Origin of the sequence: Klebsiella sp. 2680, assembly GCF_900198535.1 — a bacterium.
GTDB classification, from domain to species: Bacteria; Pseudomonadota; Gammaproteobacteria; order Enterobacterales; family Enterobacteriaceae; genus Klebsiella; species Klebsiella indica.
Genome location: NZ_FZNJ01000001.1, coordinates 176,408 through 200,319, shown reverse-complemented (window position 1 = coordinate 200,319; position 23,912 = coordinate 176,408). Strand labels below are relative to the sequence as shown.

General features: G+C 54.6%; 26 protein-coding genes. 9 read left to right on the top strand and 17 right to left on the bottom strand.

Features of this window, described 5'->3' with window-relative positions; all coding sequences use genetic code 11:
* The first annotated feature begins 191 nt into the window (after positions 1-191).
* On the top strand, positions 192-539 hold the full coding sequence (gene grxD / locus FN037_RS01090) for a monothiol glutaredoxin 4 (protein WP_004862717.1): 348 nt from the start codon (positions 192-194) through the stop codon (positions 537-539).
* Between the two features lie 53 nt (positions 540-592).
* Here grxD and rnt read toward each other — a convergent pair whose 3' ends face one another.
* The 4 genes from rnt to FN037_RS01070 form a co-directional block, all read right to left on the bottom strand.
* Positions 593-1,237, bottom strand: coding sequence for a ribonuclease T (gene rnt, locus FN037_RS01085; RefSeq protein ID WP_138358869.1), 645 nt, complete (start codon positions 1,235-1,237; stop codon positions 593-595).
* Between the two features lie 106 nt (positions 1,238-1,343).
* Positions 1,344-1,751 carry a lactoylglutathione lyase gene (gene gloA / locus FN037_RS01080; protein ID WP_138358871.1) on the bottom strand — a complete coding sequence of 136 codons (408 nt, stop codon included), beginning with the start codon at positions 1,749-1,751 and terminating at the stop codon, positions 1,344-1,346.
* 79 nt (positions 1,752-1,830) lie between these two features.
* Positions 1,831-2,928, bottom strand: coding sequence for an alkene reductase (locus tag FN037_RS01075; RefSeq protein WP_142501383.1), 1,098 nt, complete (start codon positions 2,926-2,928; stop codon positions 1,831-1,833).
* A 53-nt stretch (positions 2,929-2,981) separates the two neighbouring features.
* Positions 2,982-3,581: a TetR/AcrR family transcriptional regulator gene (locus tag FN037_RS01070; protein ID WP_138358875.1), complete on the bottom strand. Its 600-nt coding sequence runs from the start codon at positions 3,579-3,581 to the stop codon at positions 2,982-2,984.
* 138 nt (positions 3,582-3,719) lie between these two features.
* On the opposite strand from FN037_RS01070, the gene FN037_RS01065 reads away from it, so the two are divergent.
* Both FN037_RS01065 and FN037_RS01060 read left to right on the top strand, forming a co-directional pair.
* The gene (locus FN037_RS01065; RefSeq protein ID WP_171034808.1) at positions 3,720-3,962 is read left to right on the top strand and encodes a DUF1289 domain-containing protein; all 243 of its coding nucleotides are present in this window, start codon (positions 3,720-3,722) and stop codon (positions 3,960-3,962) included.
* 48 nt (positions 3,963-4,010) lie between these two features.
* On the top strand, positions 4,011-4,907 hold the full coding sequence (locus FN037_RS01060) for an aldo/keto reductase family oxidoreductase (protein ID WP_142501382.1): 897 nt from the start codon (positions 4,011-4,013) through the stop codon (positions 4,905-4,907).
* A gap of 60 nt (positions 4,908-4,967) precedes the next feature.
* Here the strand turns inward: FN037_RS01060 and FN037_RS01055 are convergent, their stop codons facing one another.
* The 3 genes from FN037_RS01055 to FN037_RS01045 are packed head-to-tail and all read right to left on the bottom strand — an operon-like array spanning position 4,968 to position 8,135.
* Entirely contained in the window at positions 4,968-6,992 is a 2,025-nt protein-coding gene (locus FN037_RS01055) for an FUSC family protein (protein WP_142501381.1), read from the bottom strand.
* Positions 6,992-7,888, bottom strand: a complete 897-nt coding sequence (locus FN037_RS01050) for an HlyD family secretion protein (protein WP_142501380.1) — start codon at positions 7,886-7,888, stop codon at positions 6,992-6,994. Before FN037_RS01050 ends, FN037_RS01055 begins: the two co-directional genes overlap by 1 nt.
* A gap of 10 nt (positions 7,889-7,898) precedes the next feature.
* Complete coding sequence (locus FN037_RS01045; RefSeq protein ID WP_138358883.1) at positions 7,899-8,135, bottom strand: DUF1656 domain-containing protein; 237 nt, start codon at positions 8,133-8,135, stop codon at positions 7,899-7,901.
* A 171-nt stretch (positions 8,136-8,306) separates the two neighbouring features.
* Here FN037_RS01045 and slyA point away from each other — a divergent pair, with 171 nt between their 5' ends.
* On the top strand, positions 8,307-8,747 hold the full coding sequence (gene slyA / locus FN037_RS01040) for a transcriptional regulator SlyA (RefSeq protein ID WP_142501379.1): 441 nt from the start codon (positions 8,307-8,309) through the stop codon (positions 8,745-8,747).
* Positions 8,748-8,899: 152 nt separating this feature from the next.
* On the opposite strand, the gene slyB is transcribed toward slyA, so the two are convergent.
* Positions 8,900-9,367 carry an outer membrane lipoprotein SlyB gene (slyB, locus tag FN037_RS01035; RefSeq protein ID WP_138358887.1) on the bottom strand — a complete coding sequence of 156 codons (468 nt, stop codon included), beginning with the start codon at positions 9,365-9,367 and terminating at the stop codon, positions 8,900-8,902.
* Positions 9,368-9,635: 268 nt separating this feature from the next.
* Between slyB and anmK the strand changes: the two genes are divergently transcribed.
* The 5 genes from anmK to pdxY all read left to right on the top strand — a co-directional run bounded on the left by anmK (position 9,636) and on the right by pdxY (position 14,334).
* Positions 9,636-10,760, top strand: a complete 1,125-nt coding sequence (gene anmK / locus FN037_RS01030; protein WP_138358889.1) for an anhydro-N-acetylmuramic acid kinase — start codon at positions 9,636-9,638, stop codon at positions 10,758-10,760.
* 92 nt (positions 10,761-10,852) lie between these two features.
* Positions 10,853-11,176 (top strand): C-type lysozyme inhibitor, encoded by a 324-nt coding sequence (gene mliC, locus FN037_RS01025; RefSeq protein WP_142501378.1) that lies wholly within the window; start codon positions 10,853-10,855, stop codon positions 11,174-11,176.
* A gap of 57 nt (positions 11,177-11,233) precedes the next feature.
* A complete protein-coding gene (gene pdxH, locus FN037_RS01020; RefSeq protein WP_142501856.1) occupies positions 11,234-11,890 on the top strand; it encodes a pyridoxamine 5'-phosphate oxidase in 657 nt (218 codons plus the stop codon).
* 248 nt (positions 11,891-12,138) lie between these two features.
* Positions 12,139-13,413, top strand: coding sequence for a tyrosine--tRNA ligase (gene tyrS, locus FN037_RS01015; RefSeq protein ID WP_142501377.1), 1,275 nt, complete (start codon positions 12,139-12,141; stop codon positions 13,411-13,413).
* Between the two features lie 60 nt (positions 13,414-13,473).
* Positions 13,474-14,334: a pyridoxal kinase PdxY gene (pdxY, locus tag FN037_RS01010; RefSeq protein WP_142501376.1), complete on the top strand. Its 861-nt coding sequence runs from the start codon at positions 13,474-13,476 to the stop codon at positions 14,332-14,334.
* A 42-nt stretch (positions 14,335-14,376) separates the two neighbouring features.
* Here pdxY and gstA read toward each other — a convergent pair whose 3' ends face one another.
* From gstA to rsxA, 9 genes are all read right to left on the bottom strand, one after another.
* A complete protein-coding gene (gene gstA / locus FN037_RS01005; protein WP_142501375.1) occupies positions 14,377-14,982 on the bottom strand; it encodes a glutathione transferase GstA in 606 nt (201 codons plus the stop codon).
* Between the two features lie 311 nt (positions 14,983-15,293).
* Positions 15,294-16,799 carry a dipeptide/tripeptide permease DtpA gene (gene dtpA, locus FN037_RS01000; protein ID WP_142501374.1) on the bottom strand — a complete coding sequence of 502 codons (1,506 nt, stop codon included), beginning with the start codon at positions 16,797-16,799 and terminating at the stop codon, positions 15,294-15,296.
* A gap of 595 nt (positions 16,800-17,394) precedes the next feature.
* Positions 17,395-18,030 (bottom strand): endonuclease III, encoded by a 636-nt coding sequence (gene nth / locus FN037_RS00995; RefSeq protein WP_138358901.1) that lies wholly within the window; start codon positions 18,028-18,030, stop codon positions 17,395-17,397.
* Position 18,031: 1 nt separating this feature from the next.
* A complete protein-coding gene (locus FN037_RS00990; protein WP_138358903.1) occupies positions 18,032-18,730 on the bottom strand; it encodes an electron transport complex subunit E in 699 nt (232 codons plus the stop codon).
* A 3-nt stretch (positions 18,731-18,733) separates the two neighbouring features.
* Entirely contained in the window at positions 18,734-19,354 is a 621-nt protein-coding gene (gene rsxG, locus FN037_RS00985; protein ID WP_138358905.1) for an electron transport complex subunit RsxG, read from the bottom strand.
* A 10-nt stretch (positions 19,355-19,364) separates the two neighbouring features.
* On the bottom strand, positions 19,365-20,417 hold the full coding sequence (rsxD, locus tag FN037_RS00980; RefSeq protein WP_142501373.1) for an electron transport complex subunit RsxD: 1,053 nt from the start codon (positions 20,415-20,417) through the stop codon (positions 19,365-19,367).
* Positions 20,418-22,688 (bottom strand): electron transport complex subunit RsxC, encoded by a 2,271-nt coding sequence (gene rsxC / locus FN037_RS00975; RefSeq protein WP_142501372.1) that lies wholly within the window; start codon positions 22,686-22,688, stop codon positions 20,418-20,420. It lies immediately after the preceding gene.
* Positions 22,681-23,259: an electron transport complex subunit RsxB gene (rsxB, locus tag FN037_RS00970; protein ID WP_142501371.1), complete on the bottom strand. Its 579-nt coding sequence runs from the start codon at positions 23,257-23,259 to the stop codon at positions 22,681-22,683. The genes rsxC and rsxB overlap by 8 nt, the downstream gene beginning before the upstream one ends.
* Positions 23,259-23,840 carry an electron transport complex subunit RsxA gene (gene rsxA, locus FN037_RS00965; protein ID WP_138358913.1) on the bottom strand — a complete coding sequence of 194 codons (582 nt, stop codon included), beginning with the start codon at positions 23,838-23,840 and terminating at the stop codon, positions 23,259-23,261. Before rsxA ends, rsxB begins: the two co-directional genes overlap by 1 nt.
* Positions 23,841-23,912 lie beyond the last annotated feature (72 nt).

Here is a 23,912-nt window from a genome sequence, read left to right as displayed (position 1 = left end):
CCGGCAGCCGTTTCGCCGGGTGAAAAGTACGCAATGCGTTGCCGCCGATGGCAATAAAATAATATTTTTAAGGCAACTTTTGTCGACAGAAGATAAGATATGACAAGTGAAAAAAATGTTATTATCGGTCCTGCGTTCAGAGCGCTACAATGACAGATTACTGCCGTAGAGAAGTTTAAGGAAGCACGACAATGAGTACGACTGTAGAAAAAATCCAGCGTCAAATCGCTGAAAACCCAATCCTGCTGTACATGAAAGGGTCGCCGAAACTACCGAGCTGTGGTTTTTCCGCCCAGGCTGTACAAGCGCTCTCTGCCTGTGGCGAACGTTTTGCCTATGTTGATATCCTGCAGAACCCGGATATTCGCGCAGAGCTGCCGAAATATGCTAACTGGCCGACCTTCCCGCAGTTGTGGGTTGATGGAGAGCTGGTCGGCGGTTGTGACATCGTGATTGAAATGTATCAGCGCGGCGAACTGCAGCAGTTGATCAAAGAAACGGCCGCGAAGTACAAGACCGACGAGCCGAAAGCAGAGTAATTCGGCTGCCAATAATAAAAAAGCGACTGCTGATGTAGTCGCTTTTTTATCGCTTATTCTTCAGTTTTGGCCAGTGGCCAGCCGCCAAGACGCTTCCAGCGGTTAACGATTTCGCAAAATAACTGCGCGGTTTGCTCAGTATCATACAGCGCCGAGTGCGCCTGGGCGCTATCAAAAGTCATTCCCGCGGCAATGCAGGCCTTTGACAAGACCGTCTGACCGAGCGCCAGCCCGCTTAGCGCGGCGGTATCGAAGGTGACAAACGGGTGGAATGGGTTACGTTTCAGGGCCGCGCGTTCTGCCGCCGCCATCGTAAAACTGTGATCGAACGTGGCATTATGCGCCACCATAATGGCGCGACTGCACTCGCTCTCTTTCATCCCCTTACGTACCATCTTGAAAATGGCGTGCAGCGCATCATATTCGCTCACCGCACCGCGTTCTGGGTCGTTTGGATTTATCCCATTAAACGCCAGGGCTTCGGGCTGCAGATTCGCGCCCGCGAAAGGTTCAACATGAAAATGCAACGTTTCGTCCGGCTTCAGCCAGCCTTGCTCATCCATCTTCAACGTAATAGCGGCGATCTCCAGCAGGGCGTCGGTTTTGGCATTAAATCCGGCGGTTTCAACATCAATTACCACGGGATAAAAACCGCGAAAGCGGTCGCACAGACCATTAAGTTGAGCGTTCTCGGACATCAGATTCTCTTAGCGGAAAAAAAGTAGCGCGCATTATGGCAAATTTTGTCGCGCCTTGCAGCAGGAAGGGGAGAAAACAGCGGGCACCCTGGGTGCCCGAAGCAGATCAGTTGCCGAGGCCTTTGCCGGCATCTTTCTCTTCAATCAGCTCGATTTTGTAACCGTCCGGATCTTCGACGAAAGCGATGACCGTGGTGCCACCTTTAACCGGGCCCGCCTCACGCGTCACATTACCGCCATTCTGACGAATACGCTCGCAGGCTTCCGCTGCGTTTTCGACGCTCAGCGCGATATGACCATAGGCGCTACCGAGGTCGTACTTATCAACACCCCAGTTATAGGTCAGCTCAATAACAGCGGTATCGCTTTCTTCGCCGTAACCCACGAATGCCAGCGAGTATTTATACTCCGTGTTTTCACTGGTGCGCAGCAGTTTCATGCCCAGTACATTGGTGTAAAAATCAATTGAACGTTGTAGATCGCCAACGCGCAGCATGGTGTGAAGTAGGCGCATAATGTCCCCTATGCAATGAGTTTTGATACATCAGAACGTTGAGTATAGCGGCGATAGCCCGCCGCTATCAATTAAGCGATTACAGCGTCGGGTAATCGGTATAGCCTTCCGCGCCGCCGCCGTAGAAGCTTTCCGGGCGTTGCGGATTCAGTGCGGCCTTGTTCTGCAGGCGAGCGACCAGATCCGGGTTGGCAATATAGTCGCGACCAAAGGCTACCGCATCAATCAATCCTTTACTGATAAGGTTATTGGCCTTCTCAAGCGTATACGCGCCCGCGCCAATAATCACGCCAGGGAAACGGTCGCGCACTTTCTGGCGGAATTCATTGCTGTACGGTTGACCGCCAGCCCAGTCCGGTTCAGACATGTGCAAATAAGCAATGTTGCGTTTAGCCAGCTCTTCAATCAGATACAGCGCGTCGGCTTCTTCATTCGGGCCGTTATCGACATTCTGGAAGCTGCCGACTGGCGAGACGCGAATACCGATACGATCGGCGTTCCACTCTTTGCAGGCCGCATCAACCACGTCCAGCACCAGGCGAGCGCGATTTTCAACGCTGCCGCCATACTGGTCGGTACGATGGTTAGAAGAAGGGGACAAAAACTGGTGCAGCAGGTAGCCGTGGGCGGAGTGCAGTTCGACAAGATCGAAACCGGCATCGCGGGCGTTTCCCACCGCCTGGCGAAAATCATCGACAATCCCCGGGATCTCTTCGGTTTCGAGCGCGCGCGGCATTGAGGTATCAACGCGAACAGCGTGACCGTTTTCATCGCGCAGTGAGGTCCGGGTACCGGCGCTAATGGCGGATGGCGCAACCGGGGCTGCGCCGCCAGGTTGCAGACTGTTATGTGAAATGCGTCCGGTATGCCACAGTTGAACGGCCATATGCCCGTTTTCGGCGTGCACGCCAGCGGTAATTTTTTTCCAGGCGGCAATTTGTTCCGGGCTATGCAGACCTGGCGCCCCCGCGTAGCCTTTGGCCTGCGCTGAAATCTGGGTGGCTTCGGAAATAATCAGGCCGGAACTGGCGCGCTGGCGATAGTACTCGCCCATCAGCGGGGTTGGAATATCGCCGGGTTCAATGCTCCGCAGACGTGTCAGCGGAGCCATAAATACGCGATTGGCTACGGTTACCGCACCCACTTGCAACGGGGTAAACAACGTTGATTCTGACATAATAACTCCTGAGTAGACCGGTCGTCTTGAAATTGATTAAATAAAAACGCCTGTTACATGCCTGGCGACGAAATAATATTTTTGACGTGGGCAAGCGCGCTTTCCAGCGGCGTTGCGCAGCGCGTAATCTTGGCCTGCAGGTTGGCTCCCAACCACAGGGAGTAAAGCACCCGAGAGAGCATCAATGCATCACCATTAAACGCCAGGCTCCCTTCCTGGCGGCCTTTCTCCAGCGCGTCGCTCAGCAGGGCGATAATCTGGCTGGCGCCTTTATCCATCGCGGTGCGCATATCCTCCGATAAATCACACACCTCAGCCGACAGTTTTACCGTCAGACACCCACTGATTACCCCCGTCAGGCAAAATTCCGTCAGCGTCTGCTGATAGTAGGCCAGCAGGCGGTCGCGATAGTTACCTTCGCCGTGGTTAAAAAGTGCCACCAGGCGCTGAAGATACCCGGCGTAATGGTGGTCTAGCAGCGCGACGCCAAAGGCCTCTTTGGAGCGAAAATAGTGGTAGAAAGAGCCTTTCGGCACTTCCGCTGTTTTCAGTAGTTCGCTCAGACCCATACCGGTAAAACCACGGTGCATGCAGAGTTGCTCGCCCGTGGCCAGGATATGTTCTCGGGTATTACATTCGCTGTATCTATTCATAGCGCCCACTGTAATAGACCGATTGGTCTATTACAAGTGATAAATAAAATGTCGTCTGACGCGAGTGATGATAAACAAAATTTGCGAACGACGGCTGAAACGTCTTCAATAAAATAAGTACGCGCTGACAGGAGAGGTATGGTGCCTGAACAACTGGAATTCTTCCCGATACAAAGCCCGTGCCGGGGGATTTGTCAGTCTGATGAACGCGGCTACTGTCGGGGGTGTCTGCGTAGTCGGGATGAGCGTTTTAACTGGCTGAAGATGAGCGATGCGCAGAAGCAGGAGGTTCTGCGTTTATGCCGCCAGCGGCTGCTGCGCAAACTGCGTGCAGCGAAACAGGATAGTGCGGAAGAACCTCAGCAACCCTCACTGTTTTAAGCATAAAATTGCGTATACTCAGGAGACTTTTTTGTTGAGGAAGCGGTTATGGTTCAGCGTATTGCTATGGCCCCGCAGGGGCCGGAATTCTCTCGTTTTGTGATGGGCTACTGGCGTTTGATGGACTGGAATATGTCCACCGAAGCGCTGGTGAGCTTTGTTGAGCAACACCTGGATCTGGGGATCACAACCATCGATCACGCCGATATTTATGGTGACTATCGCTGTGAGGCGGCGTTTGGCGAAGCGTTGAAGCGGGCCCCGCACCTGCGTGAACGGATGGAAATTGTCACCAAATGCGGGATTGCCACCAGGGCGCGGGCGGAAAATACCATCGGTCACTATATTACCGACCGCAATCATATTGTGCTCAGCGCAGAGCAATCGTTACGCAATCTGGCAACCGATCGTCTCGACCTGCTGCTTATTCATCGGCCTGACCCGCTGATGGATGCCGATGAAGTGGCAGAAGCTTTTCTCAGTTTACATCATAGCGGGAAGGTGCGTCATTTCGGCGTATCCAACTTCACACCCGCCCAATTTAGCCTGTTGCAGTCGCGACTGCCGTTTACGCTGGCAACTAACCAGGTGGAAATTTCTCCGGTGCATCAATCATTGCTGCTTGATGGTACGCTGGATCAGCTCCAGCAGTTGCGTATCCGGCCAATGGCCTGGTCATGTCTTGGTGGTGGGCGAGTGTTTAGCGACGAAAGCTTCCAGCCGCTGCGTGATGAGCTGGTCAGGGTTGCCGGGGAGCTTAATGCGGAAAGTATCGAGCAGGTCATTTACGCCTGGATCCTGCGTTTGCCTTCGCTGCCGCTGCCGATTATTGGGTCAGGAAAAATTGAGCGCGTGAGTGCCGCCATTGTCGCGGAGAGACTGAAGATGTCCCGCCAGCAGTGGTTCCGCATCCGTAAGGCGGCGCTGGGTTACGACGTGCCGTAATCATCTGAAGCAGGCGTTGCTTCGGCGCATTGTGCGTTGAGCATTCCGGGTTCGGGCACATTAGCGTGTTCTTTCGCTAATCGTCCCGGCCACCGGCGCCTGTTCAAGCTGCGAGAGTGCGCACCACAGTCTCCAGATAATCGCCGCCAGCGCTTTTGCCGCTGGCTGGTGGTGGTGGTTAAGGGCATCGCAGATTTTCTGTAGTTCTTCAAGCGTTGCGGCGAGGGGCCGCTGCTGCACGCCTCGCTCGCTCATCACATCCCGCAGCAGGCTAATACACAAATCGCGCACTTGCGAGAGTGGGTCGGAGCGGGTTTCCCATTCGCGCAATTGCCAGACGACATGGGAGCAGTTAAGTAATACCACGCCCCAGCGCAGCAGCCAGCGGCGCGCCAGCGCATCCTGACTATGACTTAACTGACTGATGTGATGGTAAACCAGCGATTCAAACTCATGTTCACTATGCTGCGGATAGTGGCTAAGCTGGTCAACAAAGTGACGCCGTAACGTTCTGATGTGGCGGCGACTTTTACGGGCATCGGAACCGGGGCTGATAACCGCGAACGCCAGCCACGCAAGGCCGACGCCAATAATTTTCCCGAGATTGTCGTTGAGAAATGTCGAATAATCATAAACCGGTGGATTGGTCACCGAAATAAAAGATCCCATAAAAACAATAAGCTGTCCCCATAGGCCAGCCAGCGTCGGCATCTGCTGTTTAAGTAACTGCATGGTCGTCAGCAATGGAAAGAGGAACAGCAGAAACTGCCATAAATCGGTTATCTGCACCATCAGCCCGAATTTAACGATAAAGCTGAACAATGACAGCAGGATCAGGGTGCGCATTAACAGCGTTAATGATTTGAACGGAGAGGGTGACAGCGAATAGAGCACGCAGCAGATAGCCGCGAGGGTTAACGCCGCGGCGCAGGATTGCCATTGGGTGGCGATCCCCCACGCGCCGACCATGACAAGCGCGCAAAAAGCACGTACGCCATTCCACAGGGCTTCGGCCTGGTCGGTGTGGCGGGTCAGCGCAGGTGCGGAAGGGACATTAAATTCGGTGATGGCGGTTGCGTTTTCGATACGCGTAAGCCAGCGGCTGCTTTCCAGATAGAGGCGGCAGAAATAGCGCAGGCGCTTCCAGAAGGCAATATGCCGGTAGTCTGCGTCGGCAGGCGGAGCCAGAGGCGTGATAAGACGGGAAATGCTATAGCTGTCGGTATGTGAATTGGCCAGTTCGCTTAACAGGGTTTCCAGGATCTGGCGTGTGCCTGCGGGTGCCGTGGGCCAGTTGAGCAGCATGCGTCTCAGGCTTGAAATAACGCTGGTCATGCGCAACTGCCGGTGCAGCAAGTAATTCAGCAGCGGGTTTTGCCGACGAAAACGATAGTGGCTCCAGAATGCCTGAATACGCAGCAGATTCATGGTCATTATTTGCCCAATGACGCTTTCGTGCGCGGCGCGGATCGCCTCGGTGGTTTCCGGGACCCATAGCAGGCTGGCGTGTTCCAGCAGACGGGCATGCATGTTCTTTAGCGCGCTCAGCAGGGCTGTGCCATCGGAGGTGCTGGGTAATATCATCATCATCAGTCCGCCGCAGAGAATACCGACGATAACTTCGCAGACGCGAGACTGGGCGATGGTCCAAAGTTCGTTTGCGTCAGTGATATTAATCACCGGGAAGGCGATAATCGCACAGGTGTAGCCGGCAAGCTGGAAGGCGTAGGCGACGTTATTGGTGAACATTGCGCAGGCCCAGGTGCAGAGGGCTATCCACGCTGAGATGCTAAAGAGAAACAGCCAGGGATCGTTGAGCGTATGCCCGGCCAGCAGCAGCGCCGCTCCGGCGCCGAGCAGGCTACCGGCAATACGGCCAAAACTTTTACTGATCACGCCACCGACGGTGGGAAAGCTGACGACGGCAGCAGAGGTCATCGCCCAGTAGGGCTCATCAAGATCCAGCCAGTAGGCGATACTCAGCGCCAGACACATCGCGATGCCGTTACGCAGGGCATAGCGCCACTGCGCACGACTGGCTTTAACCCACGGCAGCGAGCGCCATGTCAGCGCCTGCAGTTTCATTATGGCGCGCCAATTGCCACGGTACAGGTGGTGCCTGAGACCAGTGTGGTATCGGGCGGGAGAGAGTCAAACGCAATACGAACCGGTACGCGCTGGGCAAGACGAACCCATGGAATATTCGGCTTAATATCCGCCACCAGCGCATCGCTGCTCTCTACGCTTTGGTCGACAATCGCGCGACCGATACTCTCTACGTGACCCTGTAACTTTTTCTGATTGCTGTAGAGAATAATTTGCGCCCGATCGCCGGAATGAATATTACGCAATTTCGTTTCTTCAAAATAACCTATTACGTAGAAGGAGTGGCTATCGATGAGCGCGAAAACCGGGGTGCCGGTGGTAGCGTAATCACCGACACGGGTCGAGAGATTGGTTACCCAGCCATCAACCGGTGCAGTGATCTCGGTCTGCGCCAACTGCCATTGGGCGTGTTTGAGCGTGGCGCGGGCCACATCCTCCGCCGCTTTCGCCGCTTCAAGATTCGTGTTCGCGGTATTCAGTGCGGTATTGGCGTTTTCCAGATCTTCCGCTGAGATGGCGTTCTGCGCAAGATGACGCCTGCGCCCGGCAACGCTGGCGGCATTTTTCTGTTCGGCCTGGGCCGTGGCGACGTCCGCCTGGGCCTTAGCCAGCTGTGCCTGGGCGTTGAGAATGGCAATTTTATAGGGAGCGTCATCAATTCTGAACAATACGTCGCCAGCGTTAACCAACTGGTTGTCGTGCACATTCAGTTGCATGATGCTGCCGGAAACCTGGGGCGTAATGTTGACTTGTTCGGCGCGTACCTTGCCGTCCCTTGTCCATGGCGATTGAGTGTAGTAGTTCCAGACCAGCCATGCGGCAATAATGGCAAGCGCGGTGATCAGCAGCGTGGAGAGATATTTTAGTGTTTTCATGCAATGAACATTACCAGATGGTCAGTAAAACCAGCGCCAGACAGACTGAGAGCGCAAAGAACGACAGATCCATGAGCAGCGGGTGCCAGATCTCACCGGCGTACATCCAGTCGCGAAGCTGGCGATGGATGATCAACCAGATAAAAAAGCCCAACAGCACTGCCTTAAAGAAAGGAGGGAAGTAGACCGAAGCGCCGAACACCAGGTCCTGGAGCGACAATCCGTCAGTGTTAAGACTCAGTTTCACAAGCAAAAATCCTTTGCCGTTGCAGGATGAATGTTAATGCGATGCGACTATTTACATGATAAATCATTATTTTGATTTTAATGAATCTGGTAATTCATTTGTTTTGGTAATTTAAATGCTGCACACTATTCTAAAATCAGCATAATAACTTAGCAAGCTAATTATAAGGAGATGAAATTGGAATCGCCACTTGGTTCTGATCTGGCTCGTTTAGTCCGCGTCTGGCGCGCGCTAATCGACCATCGCCTGAAACCTCTGGAGTTAACGCAGACGCACTGGGTCACGCTGCATAACATTCATCAGCTCCCGCCTGAGCAGTCGCAGATTCAGCTGGCGAAAGCCATTGGTATCGAACAACCGTCACTGGTTCGCACGCTCGATCAGCTGGAGGAGAAAGGGCTTATTTCTCGCCAGACATGCGCAAACGATCGCCGTGCGAAGCGCATCAGGCTTACAGATAAAGCGGAACCGCTGATCGATAAAATGGAAGAGGTCATCGGGAAAACGCGCCATGAAATTCTGGCAGGCGTCTCGACGCAAGAAGTGGAAACATTGCTGAATTTAATTCGTAAGCTCGAACAAAATATCCTTGATCTTCAGGCAAAAGATTAAGCTCATGTGGCCTGGCGTGCGCTCAAGGCCGGATTTCACCGCAGAGGGTGGTGTGTCGAAGCGTCTGGCGGTTGCCTGAGGGGAAATCCACAGCGAAGCCATTAAGCCACTGGCAACGTTACGCGGCCCGAAGAGGGCCGCACCAGCATGTTTTAACGTGGGGATACGGTGACCTGGCTGCCGCTGCCGGCAATTGCTACGCGCTGGCCGACGGAGAAGCGGGTGTCGCCTTGTTTCTGTACCACCATGATGGTATTACCATCATCTTTGCGGATTTCCAGCTCAACGCCCTGGGTTTTGTTCATGGCGCTCTGAACGCCCTGGCCAGCGACGCCCCCCGCGACGGCGCCTGCCGCCGTTGCCAGTGAGCGACCTGCGCCGCCGCCAATGGTATTACCCAGGAAGCCGCCCAGTACCGCGCCGCCGATAGCGCCAATCGCGTTGTTCTCATCGCCGCCCTGAATCTGGACTGCGCGGGTATGCACGATGGTGCCGTAGGTCACGCTTTGGACCTGTTTAGCTTCAGATGCGGAGTAAACATCACCAGAAAGGCCGCTGCTACTGACGCAGCCTGCAAGCGTAAAACCAATCATCGAGACAGCCAAAACACGTAAAATCATTTATGAATCTCCTGTTCACCAAGAAGCGTTCTGTTGAACTTCCTTGTAGCCAATTATATGGCATTTAAGCGTCTGCTGGCATAGCAGATGCAGTGACTATACAAAAAATAATAATCAGAGTTGTCTCAACATGAACTAAACATCATATCTTTACGCGAAGAATTATCGCGGTACATCATTGTTAAAAAATATTATCGCGGCATAGTATTGGCCCCCGCTTTATGGTGGAGTGTGAGTTCTACGACAATCATGGAATGAAGGAACGCGTATGAAATCGGGTCGTTTTATCGGCGTCATGTCCGGCACCAGCCTTGATGGTATTGATGTTGTTCTCGCGGCAATTAATGAAAATCTGGTCGCCCAGCAGGCCAGCCTGACGTACCCCATCCCGATCGCCATCAAAGATGAGATTCTGGCTATTTGCCAGGGACAGTCGCTGACGCTATCACAGCTCGGGCAACTTGATACGCGACTGGGGCGACTGTTCGCCGATGCGGTTCTGGCTCTGATGCGGCAGGAGAAGTTGCAGGCAGCGGAAATCGTCGCGATTGGGTGCCACGGGCAGACGGTCTGGCATGAGCCGACAGGCGATGCGCCGAATACCATGCAGATTGGCGATAATAATCAGATCGCCGCGCGCACCGGCGTAACGGTGGTTGGCGATTTTCGCCGCCGCGATATGGCGCTGGGCGGGCAGGGAGCGCCCCTGGTTCCGGCATTCCACCATGCGCTGCTGGCGCATCCGGTGGAGCGCCGCATGATTCTCAATATTGGCGGTATCGCCAATCTCTCTTTATTGGTGCCGGGGCAGCCGGTACGCGGCTACGATACCGGCCCCGGCAATATGTTGATGGATGCGTGGATCTGGCGTCAGTGCGGTAAGCCCTACGATCAAGATGCCCAGTGGGCCAGCGAAGGGAAAGTTATTCTGCCATTGCTGCAGGATATGTTAAGCGATCCGTGGTTTGCGCTCCCCGCGCCAAAGAGCACCGGCCGGGAATACTTCAACTATGGCTGGCTCGCGCAGCATCTGACACGTTATCCGGCGCTTCGCGCCCAGGACGTACAGACGACACTGGCTGAACTGACGGCGGTAAGTATCAGTGAACAGGTATTGCTAAGCGGTGGCTGCGAGCGTTTGCTGGTATGCGGCGGCGGTGCGCGCAATCCTCTGCTGATGGCGCGTCTGGCGGCGCTGCTGCCGGGAACCGAAGTGTCGACCACCGATGAAGCAGGCATTCGCGGTGACGATATGGAAGCACTGGCTTTTGCATGGCTGGCCTGGCGGACGCTCGCCGGGTTACCCGGGAATCTCCCGTCGGTTACCGGTGCGTCGCAAGCGTCAATATTGGGTGCCATTTTCCCGGCCAATCCAGCGCAGAATAAGAGTTAACTGAAATTATCCGCGCGGGTTTGTCCGTAAACTGGATGGCGTTGTGAGAGAGCATGATGTTCTCCCGGGCCGGGAAAGTTGAAGGAAAATTGATGAAAAAAATACTTATCCTTGCTGTACCTTTTATGCTCGCGGGTTGTAGCTACTACAACCAGTTTGTGGAGCGGATGAATACGGATACCCTGGCGTATCAGTGCGACCAGAAACCGTTAACCGTTCACCTCAATAATGTCCGCCAGCAGGTCAGCTTTATTTACGATAACCAGTTGTTAAATTTGCAGCAGGGGTTATCCGCCTCGGGCGCGCGCTATACCGATGGAATTTATGTCTTCTGGTCGAAAGGCGACAGCGCCACCGTCTATAAACGCGATCGCATTGTGCTGGAAAACTGCCGGTTGCAGACCGCCAGACGTTGAGATTTCAGCCTGGGGAGCGCACAATGGCGCCACCCGTTGACTACTTTCTCATTTGCCATGCCTGATTACGACGAATTGCAGCAAATTGCGCATCTGCGCCGTGAATATACCCGTGGCGGCCTGCGTCGCCGCGACCTTCCTGCCGAACCGCTGGCGCTATTTGAGCGTTGGCTGCGCCAGGCTTGCGATGCTAAACTCGCTGACCCGACGGCGATGGTGGTGGCGACCGTTGATGAAAATCTGCAGCCTTACCAGCGTACCGTTTTGTTAAAACACTATGACGAAAAAGGGCTGGTGTTTTATACCAATATGGGAAGTCGCAAAGCGCATCAGATTGAAAAAAATCCCCGTGTCAGTCTGCTTTTCCCCTGGCATATGCTGGAGCGGCAGGTGATGGTTGTCGGCAAAGCGGAACGTTTGTCGACGCTGGAAGTGGTCAAGTATTTCCACAGTCGTCCGCGTGACAGCCAGATTGGCGCCTGGGTGTCGCAGCAGTCCAGCCGCATTTCGGCGCGCGGTATCCTCGAGAGTAAGTTCCTTGAGCTGAAGCAAAAATTCCAACAGGGTGAGGTCCCCCTGCCGAGCTTCTGGGGCGGATTCCGCGTCAGCATTGAACAAATGGAGTTCTGGCAGGGCGGCGCACATCGACTGCACGATCGTTTTTTGTACCAGCAGCAAAACAGCGGCTGGCAGATCGACCGTCTGGCGCCATAAAGGGCACAAAAATGTTGTGTTAAGCGCTGGTGCTATGTGGCCCGGCGCTTTATTCTATACGCTTCATTTTTCATGCTGCATCTTCGTCAGCTGCGCTTGTCCACCGGGGACTTTCCTGATCCAGGTCCCGGTGTCTTACATGCCCGCCGCGCAATGCAACCTGAATAATTTTATGTAGATATTTTTTCGCGTCTGGCGAAAAGTCGTGTACCGGCCAAGGTGCAGTCGTTTTATACATGGAGAATTTGATGGCAAGCAGTAACTTGATTAAACAATTGCAGGAACGGGGGCTGATAGCCCAGGTGACGGACGAAGAAGCGTTAGCAGAGCGACTGGCGCAAGGCCCGATCGCGCTCTATTGCGGCTTCGACCCTACCGCCGATAGCTTGCACTTGGGGCATCTTGTTCCATTGTTATGCCTGAAACGCTTTCAACTGGCGGGCCATAAGCCCGTTGCGCTGGTGGGCGGCGCGACTGGTCTGATTGGCGATCCGAGTTTTAAAGCCGCTGAGCGTAAACTGAATACCGAAGAGACGGTGCAGGCGTGGGTGGATAAAATCCGCAAGCAGGTTGCACCGTTCCTCGATTTTGACTGTGGTGATAATTCCGCCATTGCGGCGAATAACTACGATTGGTTTGGTGGCATGAATGTGCTGACCTTCCTGCGCGACATCGGCAAGCACTTCTCCGTCAATCAGATGATCAACAAAGAAGCGGTGAAGCAGCGTCTGAACCGTGACGATCAGGGCATCTCCTTTACCGAGTTCTCCTATAACCTGTTGCAGGGTTATGACTTTGCCTGCCTGAATAAACTGCACGGCGTTACGCTGCAAATCGGCGGCTCTGACCAGTGGGGCAACATCACCTCCGGTATCGATCTGACCCGTCGTCTGCATCAGAACCAGGTGTTTGGTCTGACCGTTCCGCTGATCACCAAAGCGGATGGCACCAAGTTCGGTAAAACCGAAGGCGGCGCGGTATGGCTGGACCCGAAAAAGACCAGTCCGTACAAGTTCTACCAGTTCTGGATCAACACCGCAGATGCTGACGTGTACCGCTTCCTGAAATTCTTCACCTTCATGGACATTGCCGAGATCAATGCGCTGGAAGAAGAAGATAAGAACAGCGGTAAAGCGCCGCGCGCCCAGTATGTGCTGGCAGAGCAGGTCACGCGCCTGGTGCATGGTGAAGAAGGTCTGGTTGCGGCGAAACGTATCACTGAAAGCCTGTTCAACGGTAATCTGAGCGATCTCAGCGAAGCCGATTTCGAACAACTGGCGCAAGATGGCGTGCCGATGATCGAGATGGACAAAGGCGCGGATCTGATGCAGGCGCTGGTGGATTCCGAACTGCAACCGTCTCGTGGTCAGGCGCGTAAAACCATCGCCTCTAATGCGGTGACCATCAACGGTGAAAAACAGTCCGATCCGGAATATGTCTTTGCCGATAGCGATCGCCTGTTTGGCCGCTATACCTTACTCCGTCGCGGTAAGAAAAATTACTGTCTGGTTTGCTGGAAGTAGTTGCGTAAAGGCAGGGGTGTGGGAAACCACGCCCCTTATTTTTGCTCTCAGGTAATCAAAATGAAGAATATTCTCGCCATCCAGTCTCACGTCGTTTTTGGCCATGCGGGCAACAGCGCCGCTGAATTTCCGATGCGCCGTCTCGGCGCCAATGTGTGGCCGCTTAATACCGTACAATTCTCTAACCATACCCAATACGGCAAATGGACGGGATGCGTGATGCCGCCAGCGCATTTAACGGAAATTGTGCAGGGGATCGCCGATATTAATCAGCTACAGCGCTGCGATGCGGTGTTAAGCGGATATCTTGGATCGGCTGAACAGGGCGAACATATTCTCGGGATCGTGCGTCAGGTCAAGGCTGCAAATCCGGCGGCGAAATATTTTTGCGACCCGGTAATGGGGCACCCGGAAAAGGGATGCATTGTGGCGCCCGGTGTGGCGGAGTTTCACGTGCGCTATGCGCTACCGGCAAGTGATATCATTGCACCAAATTTAGTTGAACTGGAGATCCTCTGTGGACACCCGGTGGCTAACGTGCGTGACGCGGTTGCAGCCGCGCGCGAGTTAATTGCCCAGGGGCCGGAAGTGGTGCTGGTAAAACATCTTTCCCGTGCTGGCCTGAGTATGGATCGCTTCGAGATGTTGCTGGTGACGGCTCAGGAGTCCTGGCACATTAGCCGTCCGCTGGTGGATTTTGGTATGCGTCAGCCGGTAGGCGTTGGCGACGTGACCAGCGGATTGCTGCTGGTAAAACTGTTGCAGGGCGCAAACTTGCGCGATGCGCTGGAGCACGTTACCGCAGCAGTATATGAAATTATGCTGGCGACGAAAAATATGCAAGAGTATGAGCTGCAGGTTGTGGCGGCGCAGGATCGTATCGCCTGTCCCGAACATGATTTTAGCGCTACGCAGCTATAAGCATCGGGAAATTGCCCGACCCGCGTCGGGCAAGTATTCTTCTTACTTCAGACCTTCCGCTTCCATGGCCGCGGCAACAGCAGGGCGCGCGGCAACGCGCTGCATCCACGCCGCAATATTGCCGTAGCCAGACATATCCAGCTTCACGGCATACGCCCAGCGCAGTACGGTGAACAGATAGCCATCGGCGATGGTAAAACGGTGTCCGTTAATCCACTCTTTGTCCTGCAGACACTCATCGACATAGCGTATTTTTTTATCCAGCTGCGCGCGCGCGACGGGTTTGTAATCCTCCGGAGTATCCGGGTGAAACAGGGGCGTAAAGCCTTTATGCAGCTCTGTCGCCACGTAGTTTAACCATTCCAGCGTCTGGTAGCGGGCGATGCTTCCCACCGGTGCCAGCAGTTGACGATCGGCTACCCGGTCAGCAATATATTGCATAATGGCGACGCCCTCTGTCAGCAGCACATCATCGTCAAGCAGGAGCGCCGGTACCTGACCTTTCGGGTTGATCTGCAGATAATCTCCCCCGTTTTCGAGGCGTTTTGTCATGACGTTGACACCTTGCAAAGTGAAATCCAGACCACTTTCGCGTAGGGCGATATGCGAAGCAAGAGAGCAAGCGCCGGGTTTGTAGAACAGTTTCATCGGTAATTCCTCGTGGCTGCAGTTCTGTGTATGTTAGTCCTCCCTGTAATAAAAAAAAACTGCTAACCGCGCGCGAGTGATACGGGGTGGTCGCGCGTCGTTCACGCCTTGCATAGATGGGGAGGTTTTATGGTCAACGGCACGAGAAGTAAGATGGGGCAAAACAAAAGTACGCTATCCGTCGCCAGGTAAGCGGAAATGCGGCTCACGTTGCAGAGAAAAATGTGTGAAAAACCCGCTGGCCTGAGTGACGAAGATGCCTCACAAACACAAGCGGGTTAACGGGTTAAATTGATGTGCCCCTGGATAGCTTACGCCGTAGCGGTATCGCTGACGCTTGCCGCTTTGTCCTCGTCCTGGGTCATCCGGTTGAGCTTCGGTGCCGTCAGCAGCATCAGAAGCGCGATAACGCCGGTTGTGGCGCCGATGTTCAGGAACACACGGCTATACACGTCGAGAGACATCAGCGGGTCTGTGACGTTTTCCGGCACTGCCATCATGTTTGCAACATAGCCACCGATGATGTTCGCGCCCGCGGTGGTCAGGAACCAGCTCCCCATAATGAAGCCCATCAGACGCTGCGGCACCAACTGGGCGACCATTGCCAGGCCCAGCCCGGAAATCATCAGCTCACCAATGCTTTGCAGGCCATAGCTGGTAACCAGCCAGCTGACATTCACAATGCCTGCGTCGCTGGCGAATTTAGCGCCCAGCGGCAGCACGAGAAACGCGCCGGAACAGAGGACCATGCCAATAGCAAACTTCATTGGCATCGGTAAGGTGTCGCCCATTTTATTATAAATGGCGGCCAGAATTGGGCTGCCGATAATGATCCAGAATGGGTTCAGCGCCTGGTACTGCTCGGGTTCGAAAGCGATACCCAGCAGGGAGTGCTCAACGTTACGAATCGCAAAGAAGTTGAGAGACGTTGGCATCTGGCTGTAGAGCACGAAGAAGATGATCGCCTGCAGCATCAGAATAAACGCGACGATCATTTTACGACGGGCCGCACCCTGCATCGCAAAGGCTTCTTTAGCAAAGATAAAGATGATGCCCAGCGCAATGACGCCCAGCGCCATACGCGCGATTCCCTGGTTGTGCAGCAGCCAGGTCGCCACGGTAATCAGAACCACGACGCCAGCGATAGTGGCCAGCAGTTTACCCACATGCAGCGGTTCAAAATCAGGTTTGGAACCGTACTGCTTAACCCAGCGCTGACAAAAAGCAAAGTTTACGATGGTAATCATCAGTCCAACAAAGCTCAGCGCGAACGCCACGCTCCAGCCAAATTTTGCGGCCAGCCAGGGCGTTGCCAGCATAGAGAAGAAGGAACCAATATTGACGGACATATAGTACATCGTAAATGCGCCGTCCAGACGGGGGTCGTTCTTATCATAGCAGGTGGAGAGCAGTGATGACGGGTTGGCTTTAAACAAGCCGTTGCCGACGGCGATAGTCGCCATGCCGACATACACAATGGAAGTATTGTGACCCGACCAGGAGACCAGAGCATAGCCGATAGCCAGAACGATGGCGCCGAGCATAATAACGCGTTTGGTACCCAGTACCTTGTCGCCCAGCCAGCCGCCGATGGCGACGAGGCCGTAGACCAGCGCGCTAAAGGAGGAGAACAGGGTGATCGAGTCCGCTTCTGACATACCCAGTTGCTTAACCAGGTAGACGGCCATAATTCCTTGTAGGCCATAGAAACCAAAACGCTCCCATAACTCAATAGAGAAGATGAGATAGAACGAGCGTGGCTGTTTGAAAGCGTTCAAACTCACGCTTTCTGTTGGTTTATTGTTTGCAGTAGACACAAATACCTCTTTTTTTACGTCCCGTCTTAAGGGGGTGTTCAGGGCGACGTCTGCGAAGCGCATCGCCTTTATAGTTATTCTGGAGGAAAAACGGCAGGTAATGTTCACTATCCTGGTGGTTCAGGCAAGTGTTTTGTAATGATCTGTTACATATCTCCTTGGCGTTATAATACTCGGCTGATTTAAATGTTATGCAGAGTTAAATTTCGACCATGTGCTAATGATAGCGTTTTTATCTTATTGGATGGAATTTTTCCTATGCAGTGGGTATATATTCTGCTGATAAGGTGTTTATCCAGAGATATGAGTCGAAATAGAAAAAATTAATGGTTTATTATTTCGGATTGTGGCCTGTAGGAACTGTAATCGGTCATGCTGCCTCTGAGTTCAGTAACAAGATATCAACAATACTTGTGCAGAATGAAGAGGGGGACAAATGCATAGAAATTTTATCTCTTAAAAAAACCAATAATCTGATAATTGGTTATATAAGAGAATAATCGCCGGTTTAAAACGGCTTTATTGCGAAAGCAGCATAAAAATGCGTCGCTAAACAGAGCCATTGCCAAACGGCGGGTGATGGCTCTGTCTGCTTTCAGGGATAAACCTTCTCTTTGAACTCACAAAGGTCTTCGATCAGGCAGGAGCCGCAGCGCGGTTTGCGGGCAACGCAGGTGTAACGACCATGCAGAATTAACCAATGGTGGCAATCTACCTTGAATTCGGCAGGAACGACTTTTAACAGCTTTTCTTCGACCTGCTCAACGTTCTTGCCCGGCGCAAATTGTGTCCGATTACAAACGCGGAAAATGTGCGTATCGACGGCAATCGTCGGCCAGCCGAAAGCGGTATTCAGCACCACATTGGCGGTTTTTCGCCCGACGCCAGGTAGCGCCTCAAGCGCCGCCCGATCCTCCGGTACTTCACCATTATGCTGTTCAAGCAGGATCCGGCAGGTTTTAATGACATTTTCCGCTTTGCTGTTAAAAAGACCGATGGTCTTGATATACGATTTTACACCCTCAACGCCCAGCTCCAGCATCGCCGCAGGGGTGTTGGCGCGTGGATAAAGTTTTGCCGTCGCTTTATTGACGCTGACATCGGTCGCCTGTGCTGAGAGCAGTACGGCGATGAGTAACTCAAACGGCGAGTTAAAATTCAGTTCGGTAGTGGGGTGCGGGTTGTTATCCCTGAGTCGGATGAGGATCTCAAGGCGTTTACTTTTATTCATCCTATGCTTTTCCCGTCACATCAGTAGGTGCGGCGATACCGGTTTGTACCGCGTTTGCTTTGCGCTGTTTGCTACGTTCATCAATGAGATATTTTACCGCCAGCATCATGCCGAGGCCAATAAATGCGCCCGGCGGCAGCATCGCCAGCAGGAACGGCGTGTCGGTATGAAATACTTCGATCCGCAGCGCTTTGGCCCAACTGCCGAGCAGGCTATCGGCGCCGTCAAACAGGGTGCCGTTCCCAAGAATTTCGCGCATTGAACCGAGGACAAACATGGCGCAGGTTGCCCCCATTCCGATTGAAAATCCATCCAGCGCTGACAGCGCCGGGTTGTTTTTCGCGGCGAAGGCCTCCGCGCGCCCGACCACAATGCAGTTGGTGACGATAAGCGGGATAAAGATCCCCAGCGACTGGTAAAGGCCAAAGGCGTAAGCATTAATCAACATCTGCACCACGCTCACCACCGACGCGATGATCATCACGTAAATCGGAATACGGATTTCCGCAGGCGTCCAGCGGCGCAGGCTGGAGATGGTCAGGTTCGTCAGCGTCAGTACCAGGGTGGTCGCCAGCCCAAGCCCAAGGGCGTTGGTGGCGGTAGAGGTGACGGCCAGCAGAGGGCACATCCCCAGCAACTGGACCAGTGCGGAGTTGTTTTTCCACAACCCCTGAACAATAACGTCTTTTACTTCACTCATGGTCTAGTCTCCACAGGACGTGAATGCGGAAATCTGCGTCGGCAGCGTTTGGGCATAGAGCCCGGCGCGCTTAACGGCGTTGACCACCGCGCGGGGAGTAATCGTGGCCCCGGTAAACTGGTCAAAATCGCCGCCATCTTTTTTTACCGCCCAGTGACTGTCGCTGGGCCCGTGGATCACTTTACCGGCAAACAGGGTGATCCAGTCAGAAATTCTGAGTTCGATTTTATCACCCAGCCCCGGCGTTTCGTGATGCTCTGTGACGCGAGTTCCCAGCACCGTACCGTTAAAATCAGCGGCGACCAGGAGCTGAATAGCGCCAGAATAGCCGTCCGGCGCGGTGGCTTCCATCACTGCCCCTACTGGCCGCCCATCGTTTTGCGCAATCCATATTTTATGCTGGCCTTTACCCAGTGCCGGCGCGCTAACCAGGTAGCAGTTTTTCAGCAAATCGTTGTTGTAAAGATTCGCAGGCATCACCTGGTCGAACAGGGCTTTTTGCTGCAGGCTGGCCTGGCCTTCAATTGTACTTTTGGTCAGTTCATTGATCGCCGCCGTCAGCCCGGTAGACCCTGCGGCAAAGAGCGCCAGCGTGATACCGTGTTTACGCATGCTTTTTAACATGTTCGGGTCCTCAGCGGTGGCCGTACACGCGCGGGCGCGTGTAGTGATCGATCAACGGAACGGTAATATTCGCCAGCAGCACGGCAAAGGCCACACCGTCAGGATAACCGCCAAAGCTGCGAATCAACCATACCAAAAGCCCTGCCAGGGCGCCAAAAATCAGACGTCCCCGATTGGTGGTGGAGGCTGTCACCGGGTCGGTCAGGATAAAGAATGCGCCCAGCATGGTCGCGCCGGACAACAGATGAATCTGCGGCGAGGCGAGGCTATCCGGTGAAAATAACCATCCCAATGTGGCGCAAACGGTAAGGCTTAGCAGGAAGCTCAGCGGAATATGCCAGCGGATGGCCTTCTGCCAAAGCAGGAACACGCCGCCCGCCAGCCAGGCCACATTGACCCATTGCCAGCCGAGGCCAGCCAGTGCACCGCCATAAATAGGATATTGCAGGATCTCTTTTACCTGATGACCCGCATGCAGCGACGTTTTAAAGGTATCCAGCGGCGTCGCCTGGCTGATGCCGTCAATGCCGATCCGCAGGCTATTGATATCGCCGCCCGTGGTGGTGCTCCCGGTAAAAATAATATGCAGTGCGTCACGGAAGCCCGGAATAGTCGCGGCGATCTCGTGCGGCGGGAGCCAGGATGTCATCTGTACGGGGAAGGAGATCAGCAGCACTACATAGCCAATCATCGCCGGGTTAAATGGGTTATGACCCAAACCGCCGTACAGTTGTTTGGCAATAATCACTGCGAAGGCTGTACCTAAGATAATCATCCACCATGGGGTAAAGGGTGGGATACTGATCGCCAGCAGCAGACCGGTCAGCAGCGCTGAATTGTCAGCAAGGATCGCGGGAATATTTTGTTTACGCAGCCTGAGGATGGCGGCTTCGGCGCCCCAGGCCGTTAAAGCGGCGAGGATAATTTGTAATACCGTGCCCCAGCCGAAAAACCAGGTCTGAACCACAATACCAGGTACGGTGGCGAGCAGCACCAGCAGCATAATGCGGGAAGTCTGGCGCTGATTGTGGGTATAAGGGGAACTTGCGATTCTGAAAACCATTTAATCCTCGTTAACTGCCTGCCGGGATGCTTTCCGGGCCTGAACGCGGGCGATTGCTTCAGCGACTGCCGCTTTACGGGCGTCGTCATTGGCTGCCGACGTGGGAACTGCATTTTGTTGCTCTGCTTTACGCGCCTTCGCCCGGGCAATGGCGGCCTCGACGGCGGCTTTGCGCGGATCAACGTCGGCAGCGGGCGGTTCGGTTGCGGCGGGCTCAGTTAGCTCGGCCTGCTGCGCTGCTTTACGCGCTTTAGCGCGGGCAATGGCGGCTTCGACGGCGGCTTTACGCGGGTCAACGTCAGCAGCGGGTGGTTCAGCTGCGGTGGGCTCAGCCGCCTCGGCCTGCTGCGCTGCTTTACGCGCTTTAGCGCGGGCAATGGCGGCTTCGACGGCGGCTTTACGCGGGTCAACGTCAGCAGCGGGTGGTTCAGCTGCGGCAGGCTCAGCCGCCTCGGCCTGCTGCGCTGCTTTACGCGGGTCAACGTCAGCAGCGGGCGGTTCGGTTGCAGCAGGCTCAGCCGCCTCGGTCTGCTGCGCTACTTTACGCGTCTTCGCCCGGGCAATGGCGGCTTCGATGGCGGCTTTACGCGGGTCAACGTCGGCAGCGGGCAGTTCGGTTGCGGCGGGTTCAGCCGCAGCCGTCAGCTGCGCCGCCTTGCGGGCGCGAGCCTCGGCCTTACGGGCTTCACGCGCGGCGATAGCTTCACTGTTATCCGGTTTTGCACCTGGCTGCACCACTATCGGCTGCGCAGCATCACGCTGCTTGTCGCGCACGCGGGCGAGGGCGGCATTGATGGCATCCTGATCTTTGGCTGCCGGTTGTACGGCTGCTTGCTTATGACGCGCCAGACGCGCTGCTTTATCTCGCTCCAGACGCGCCTGTCGCGCTTCGAAGCGCGCTTTTGCTTCCGCTGCGCGCTTCTCTTCTTGCGCAATGGCGCTGATCTCGGCTTTCTCCTGACGGAAATACTGTACCAGCGGGATATTACTCGGGCATACCCAGGCGCAGGCGCCGCACTCAATGCAGTCTTGCAGATTGTGGCTGATGGCTTTGTCGTGCTGCTGGCCTTTACTGAACCAGTATAATTGCTGCGGCAGGAGATCGGCCGGGCAGGCGTCAGCGCAAGCGCTGCAACGGATGCAGCCTTTTTCCTCCGCCGCTTCACCCATTTCGCTGGCCGATGGCGCGAGCAGGCAGTTGGTGATTTTTACCACCGGCACATCGAGCCAGGGCAGGGTAAAGCCCATTAACGGGCCGCCCATAATGACCATTTGTTCAGTGCCGGGACAGAAACCGGCGTCTTTTAGCAGATGGCTGACCGGGGTACCGAGACGCGCCCAGACGTTACCCGGACGCGCAACCGCTTCACCAGTGAGCGTTACAACGCGTTCTGTCAGCGGTTCACCGTCCACCACCGCGCGTTTTACCGCATAGGCCGTGCCGACGTTTTGCATTAACACGCCGATATCGGAGGAGCGGCCACCGTGAGGTACCTGTTTCCCGGTCAGAATTTGCGTCAGTTGTTTCGCGCCGCCGGAGGGGTATTTTGTCGGGATCACGCGCAGTGAAATACCATGCGTGTTGGCCAGTACCGCCCGCAGCATTGAAATCGCCTGCGGTTTATTATCCTCAATACCGATCAGCACCTGACGCGGTTGCAGGATATGGGCAAGGATGCGGATACCTTCAACAATCTGCGCCGCACAGTCCTGCATCAGGCGATCATCGGCGGTGATATAGGGCTCGCACTCGGCGGCGTTGATAATTAATGTCTCAATTTTATCGCCGCCACCGCGCAGCTTCGATCCGGTCGGGAAACCGGCGCCGCCCAGACCGGCGACGCCGAACTGATGAATGCGCTCAATCAGCTCTTCACGGGATCTATTCTGGTAATCACTCCAGCCGTCGCGTTCAATCCAGCGATCTTCGCCGTCGGCATCAATAATGACGCTCATCTCCGCCAGCGCAGAAGGATGGGCGGTCGAGTGGGGCGCGATAGCCGTCACCGTACCGGAGGTCGGGGCGTGAACGGGCAGCATTTTGCCCCAGCCGCGCGTCAATGGTTGGCCGCGCAGCACACGATCGCCAGGCTGTACGCACAAAACTCCTTCATCACCAATATGTTGTTTCAACGGAATGACAAAACGCTGCGGCAGAGGAACCTGGCGCAGCGGCGTACCGTTGGACTGGGTTTTCATTTCAGGCGGATGAATGCCGCCGTTGAAATCCCATATGTTGTCTTTGCGAAAAGCGGAAAATAACTTAAACATGTTGTTCCACAGGAATATTGCGTACCGGAATGGTTTGAAGATCCCATTTCCAGCTTGCTGTCGTCGCGGCAACCGGGCGCAATTCGATACATTGCGTCGGACAAGGCGCCACGCAAAGATTACACCCGGTGCAGATGTCGCTCATCACCGTATGCATGGCGCGGGTCGCGCCGACAATGGCGTCGACAGGACAGGCCTGAATGCATTTCGTGCAGCCGATGCAGTTCGCTTCGTCGATTACTGCCAGCATTCGGGCAGGCGCTGACTCTTGTTCATCGCCATCAATGGGTTGCGGGTCAACGTTCAGCAGTTCGGCGATTTTGAGCATCACCGCTTCGCCACCGGGTGCGCAACAGTTAATTTTCTCTCCCTGGGTACCAACAGCCTCCGCGTAGGGGCGGCAGCCAGGGTAACCGCACTGACCACACTGGCTCTGCGGGAGCAACGCATCGATTTTTTCAACCACCGGGTCATCTTCCACCGCGAAACGGCGTGAGGCGTATCCCAGAATTAAGCCGAAAACCAGACCAAGCAGGCTAAGCGCGATCACGGCTATCCAGACAGCGTTCATTACAACTTCACCAAACCACTAAAGCCCATAAATGCCAGAGACATTAAACCGGCGGTAATCAATGCAATCGCATTGCCGCGAAAGGGGGCCGGAACATCCGCAACCACCAGACGTTCGCGAATGGCGGCGAACAGCACCATCACCAATGAAAAGCCTACCGCGGCAGCGAAGCCGTACAGCGCTGATTGCAGGAAATTATGTCCAAGGTTAATGTTTAACAGCGCAACGCCAAGCACCGCACAGTTGGTGGTGATTAGCGGCAAGAAAATGCCTAACAGGCGATACAGTGCCGGGCTGGTTTTGCGTACCACCATCTCGGTGAACTGCACCACGACGGCGATGACGAGGATAAAAGCCAGCGTGCGCAAGTAGATCAGGTCGAGCGGGATAAGGATCCAGGTATCGATCAGCCAGGCGCAAATCGAGGCCAGGGTCATCACAAATGTGGTGGCGAGACCCATCCCCATCGCGGTTTCCAGTTTTTTGGAAACCCCCATAAACGGGCACAATCCAAGGAACTTCACCAGCACGAAGTTGTTAACAAGGACAGTGCCAATAAAGAGCAGTAAATAATCAGCCATCATTCGACCTGAAATAGAAATAGCCCGCTATTATCGAATAAATCAATACCGGCGACAATAGGTTAACTGTGT

Bases quoted from the DNA above. Each gene is read 5' to 3' on its own strand.
- rsxG (WP_138358905.1), bottom strand. From the start codon at position 19,354: ATGTTAAAAAGCATGCGTAAACACGGTATCACGCTGGCGCTCTTTGCC.
- FN037_RS01075 (WP_142501383.1), bottom strand. From the start codon at position 2,928: ATGTCAGAATCAACGTTGTTTACCCCGTTGCAAGTGGGTGCGGTAACC.
- mliC (WP_142501378.1), top strand. From the start codon at position 10,853: ATGAAAAAAATACTTATCCTTGCTGTACCTTTTATGCTCGCGGGTTGT.
- slyB (WP_138358887.1), bottom strand. From the start codon at position 9,367: ATGATTTTACGTGTTTTGGCTGTCTCGATGATTGGTTTTACGCTTGCA.
- tyrS (WP_142501377.1), top strand. From the start codon at position 12,139: ATGGCAAGCAGTAACTTGATTAAACAATTGCAGGAACGGGGGCTGATA.
- rsxB (WP_142501371.1), bottom strand. From the start codon at position 23,259: ATGAACGCTGTCTGGATAGCCGTGATCGCGCTTAGCCTGCTTGGTCTG.
- rsxC (WP_142501372.1), bottom strand. From the start codon at position 22,688: ATGTTTAAGTTATTTTCCGCTTTTCGCAAAGACAACATATGGGATTTC.
- FN037_RS01050 (WP_142501380.1), bottom strand. From the start codon at position 7,888: ATGAAAACACTAAAATATCTCTCCACGCTGCTGATCACCGCGCTTGCC.
- rsxA (WP_138358913.1), bottom strand. From the start codon at position 23,840: ATGGCTGATTATTTACTGCTCTTTATTGGCACTGTCCTTGTTAACAAC.
- pdxY (WP_142501376.1), top strand. From the start codon at position 13,474: ATGAAGAATATTCTCGCCATCCAGTCTCACGTCGTTTTTGGCCATGCG.
- rnt (WP_138358869.1), bottom strand. From the start codon at position 1,237: ATGTCCGAGAACGCTCAACTTAATGGTCTGTGCGACCGCTTTCGCGGT.
- grxD (WP_004862717.1), top strand. From the start codon at position 192: ATGAGTACGACTGTAGAAAAAATCCAGCGTCAAATCGCTGAAAACCCA.
- pdxH (WP_142501856.1), top strand. From the start codon at position 11,234: ATGCCTGATTACGACGAATTGCAGCAAATTGCGCATCTGCGCCGTGAA.
- FN037_RS01060 (WP_142501382.1), top strand. From the start codon at position 4,011: ATGGTTCAGCGTATTGCTATGGCCCCGCAGGGGCCGGAATTCTCTCGT.
- FN037_RS00990 (WP_138358903.1), bottom strand. From the start codon at position 18,730: ATGAGTGAAGTAAAAGACGTTATTGTTCAGGGGTTGTGGAAAAACAAC.
- gloA (WP_138358871.1), bottom strand. From the start codon at position 1,751: ATGCGCCTACTTCACACCATGCTGCGCGTTGGCGATCTACAACGTTCA.
- rsxD (WP_142501373.1), bottom strand. From the start codon at position 20,417: ATGGTTTTCAGAATCGCAAGTTCCCCTTATACCCACAATCAGCGCCAG.
- anmK (WP_138358889.1), top strand. From the start codon at position 9,636: ATGAAATCGGGTCGTTTTATCGGCGTCATGTCCGGCACCAGCCTTGAT.
- FN037_RS01070 (WP_138358875.1), bottom strand. From the start codon at position 3,581: ATGAATAGATACAGCGAATGTAATACCCGAGAACATATCCTGGCCACG.
- gstA (WP_142501375.1), bottom strand. From the start codon at position 14,982: ATGAAACTGTTCTACAAACCCGGCGCTTGCTCTCTTGCTTCGCATATC.
- FN037_RS01055 (WP_142501381.1), bottom strand. From the start codon at position 6,992: ATGAAACTGCAGGCGCTGACATGGCGCTCGCTGCCGTGGGTTAAAGCC.
- nth (WP_138358901.1), bottom strand. From the start codon at position 18,030: ATGAATAAAAGTAAACGCCTTGAGATCCTCATCCGACTCAGGGATAAC.
- slyA (WP_142501379.1), top strand. From the start codon at position 8,307: ATGAAATTGGAATCGCCACTTGGTTCTGATCTGGCTCGTTTAGTCCGC.
- FN037_RS01065 (WP_171034808.1), top strand. From the start codon at position 3,720: ATGGTGCCTGAACAACTGGAATTCTTCCCGATACAAAGCCCGTGCCGG.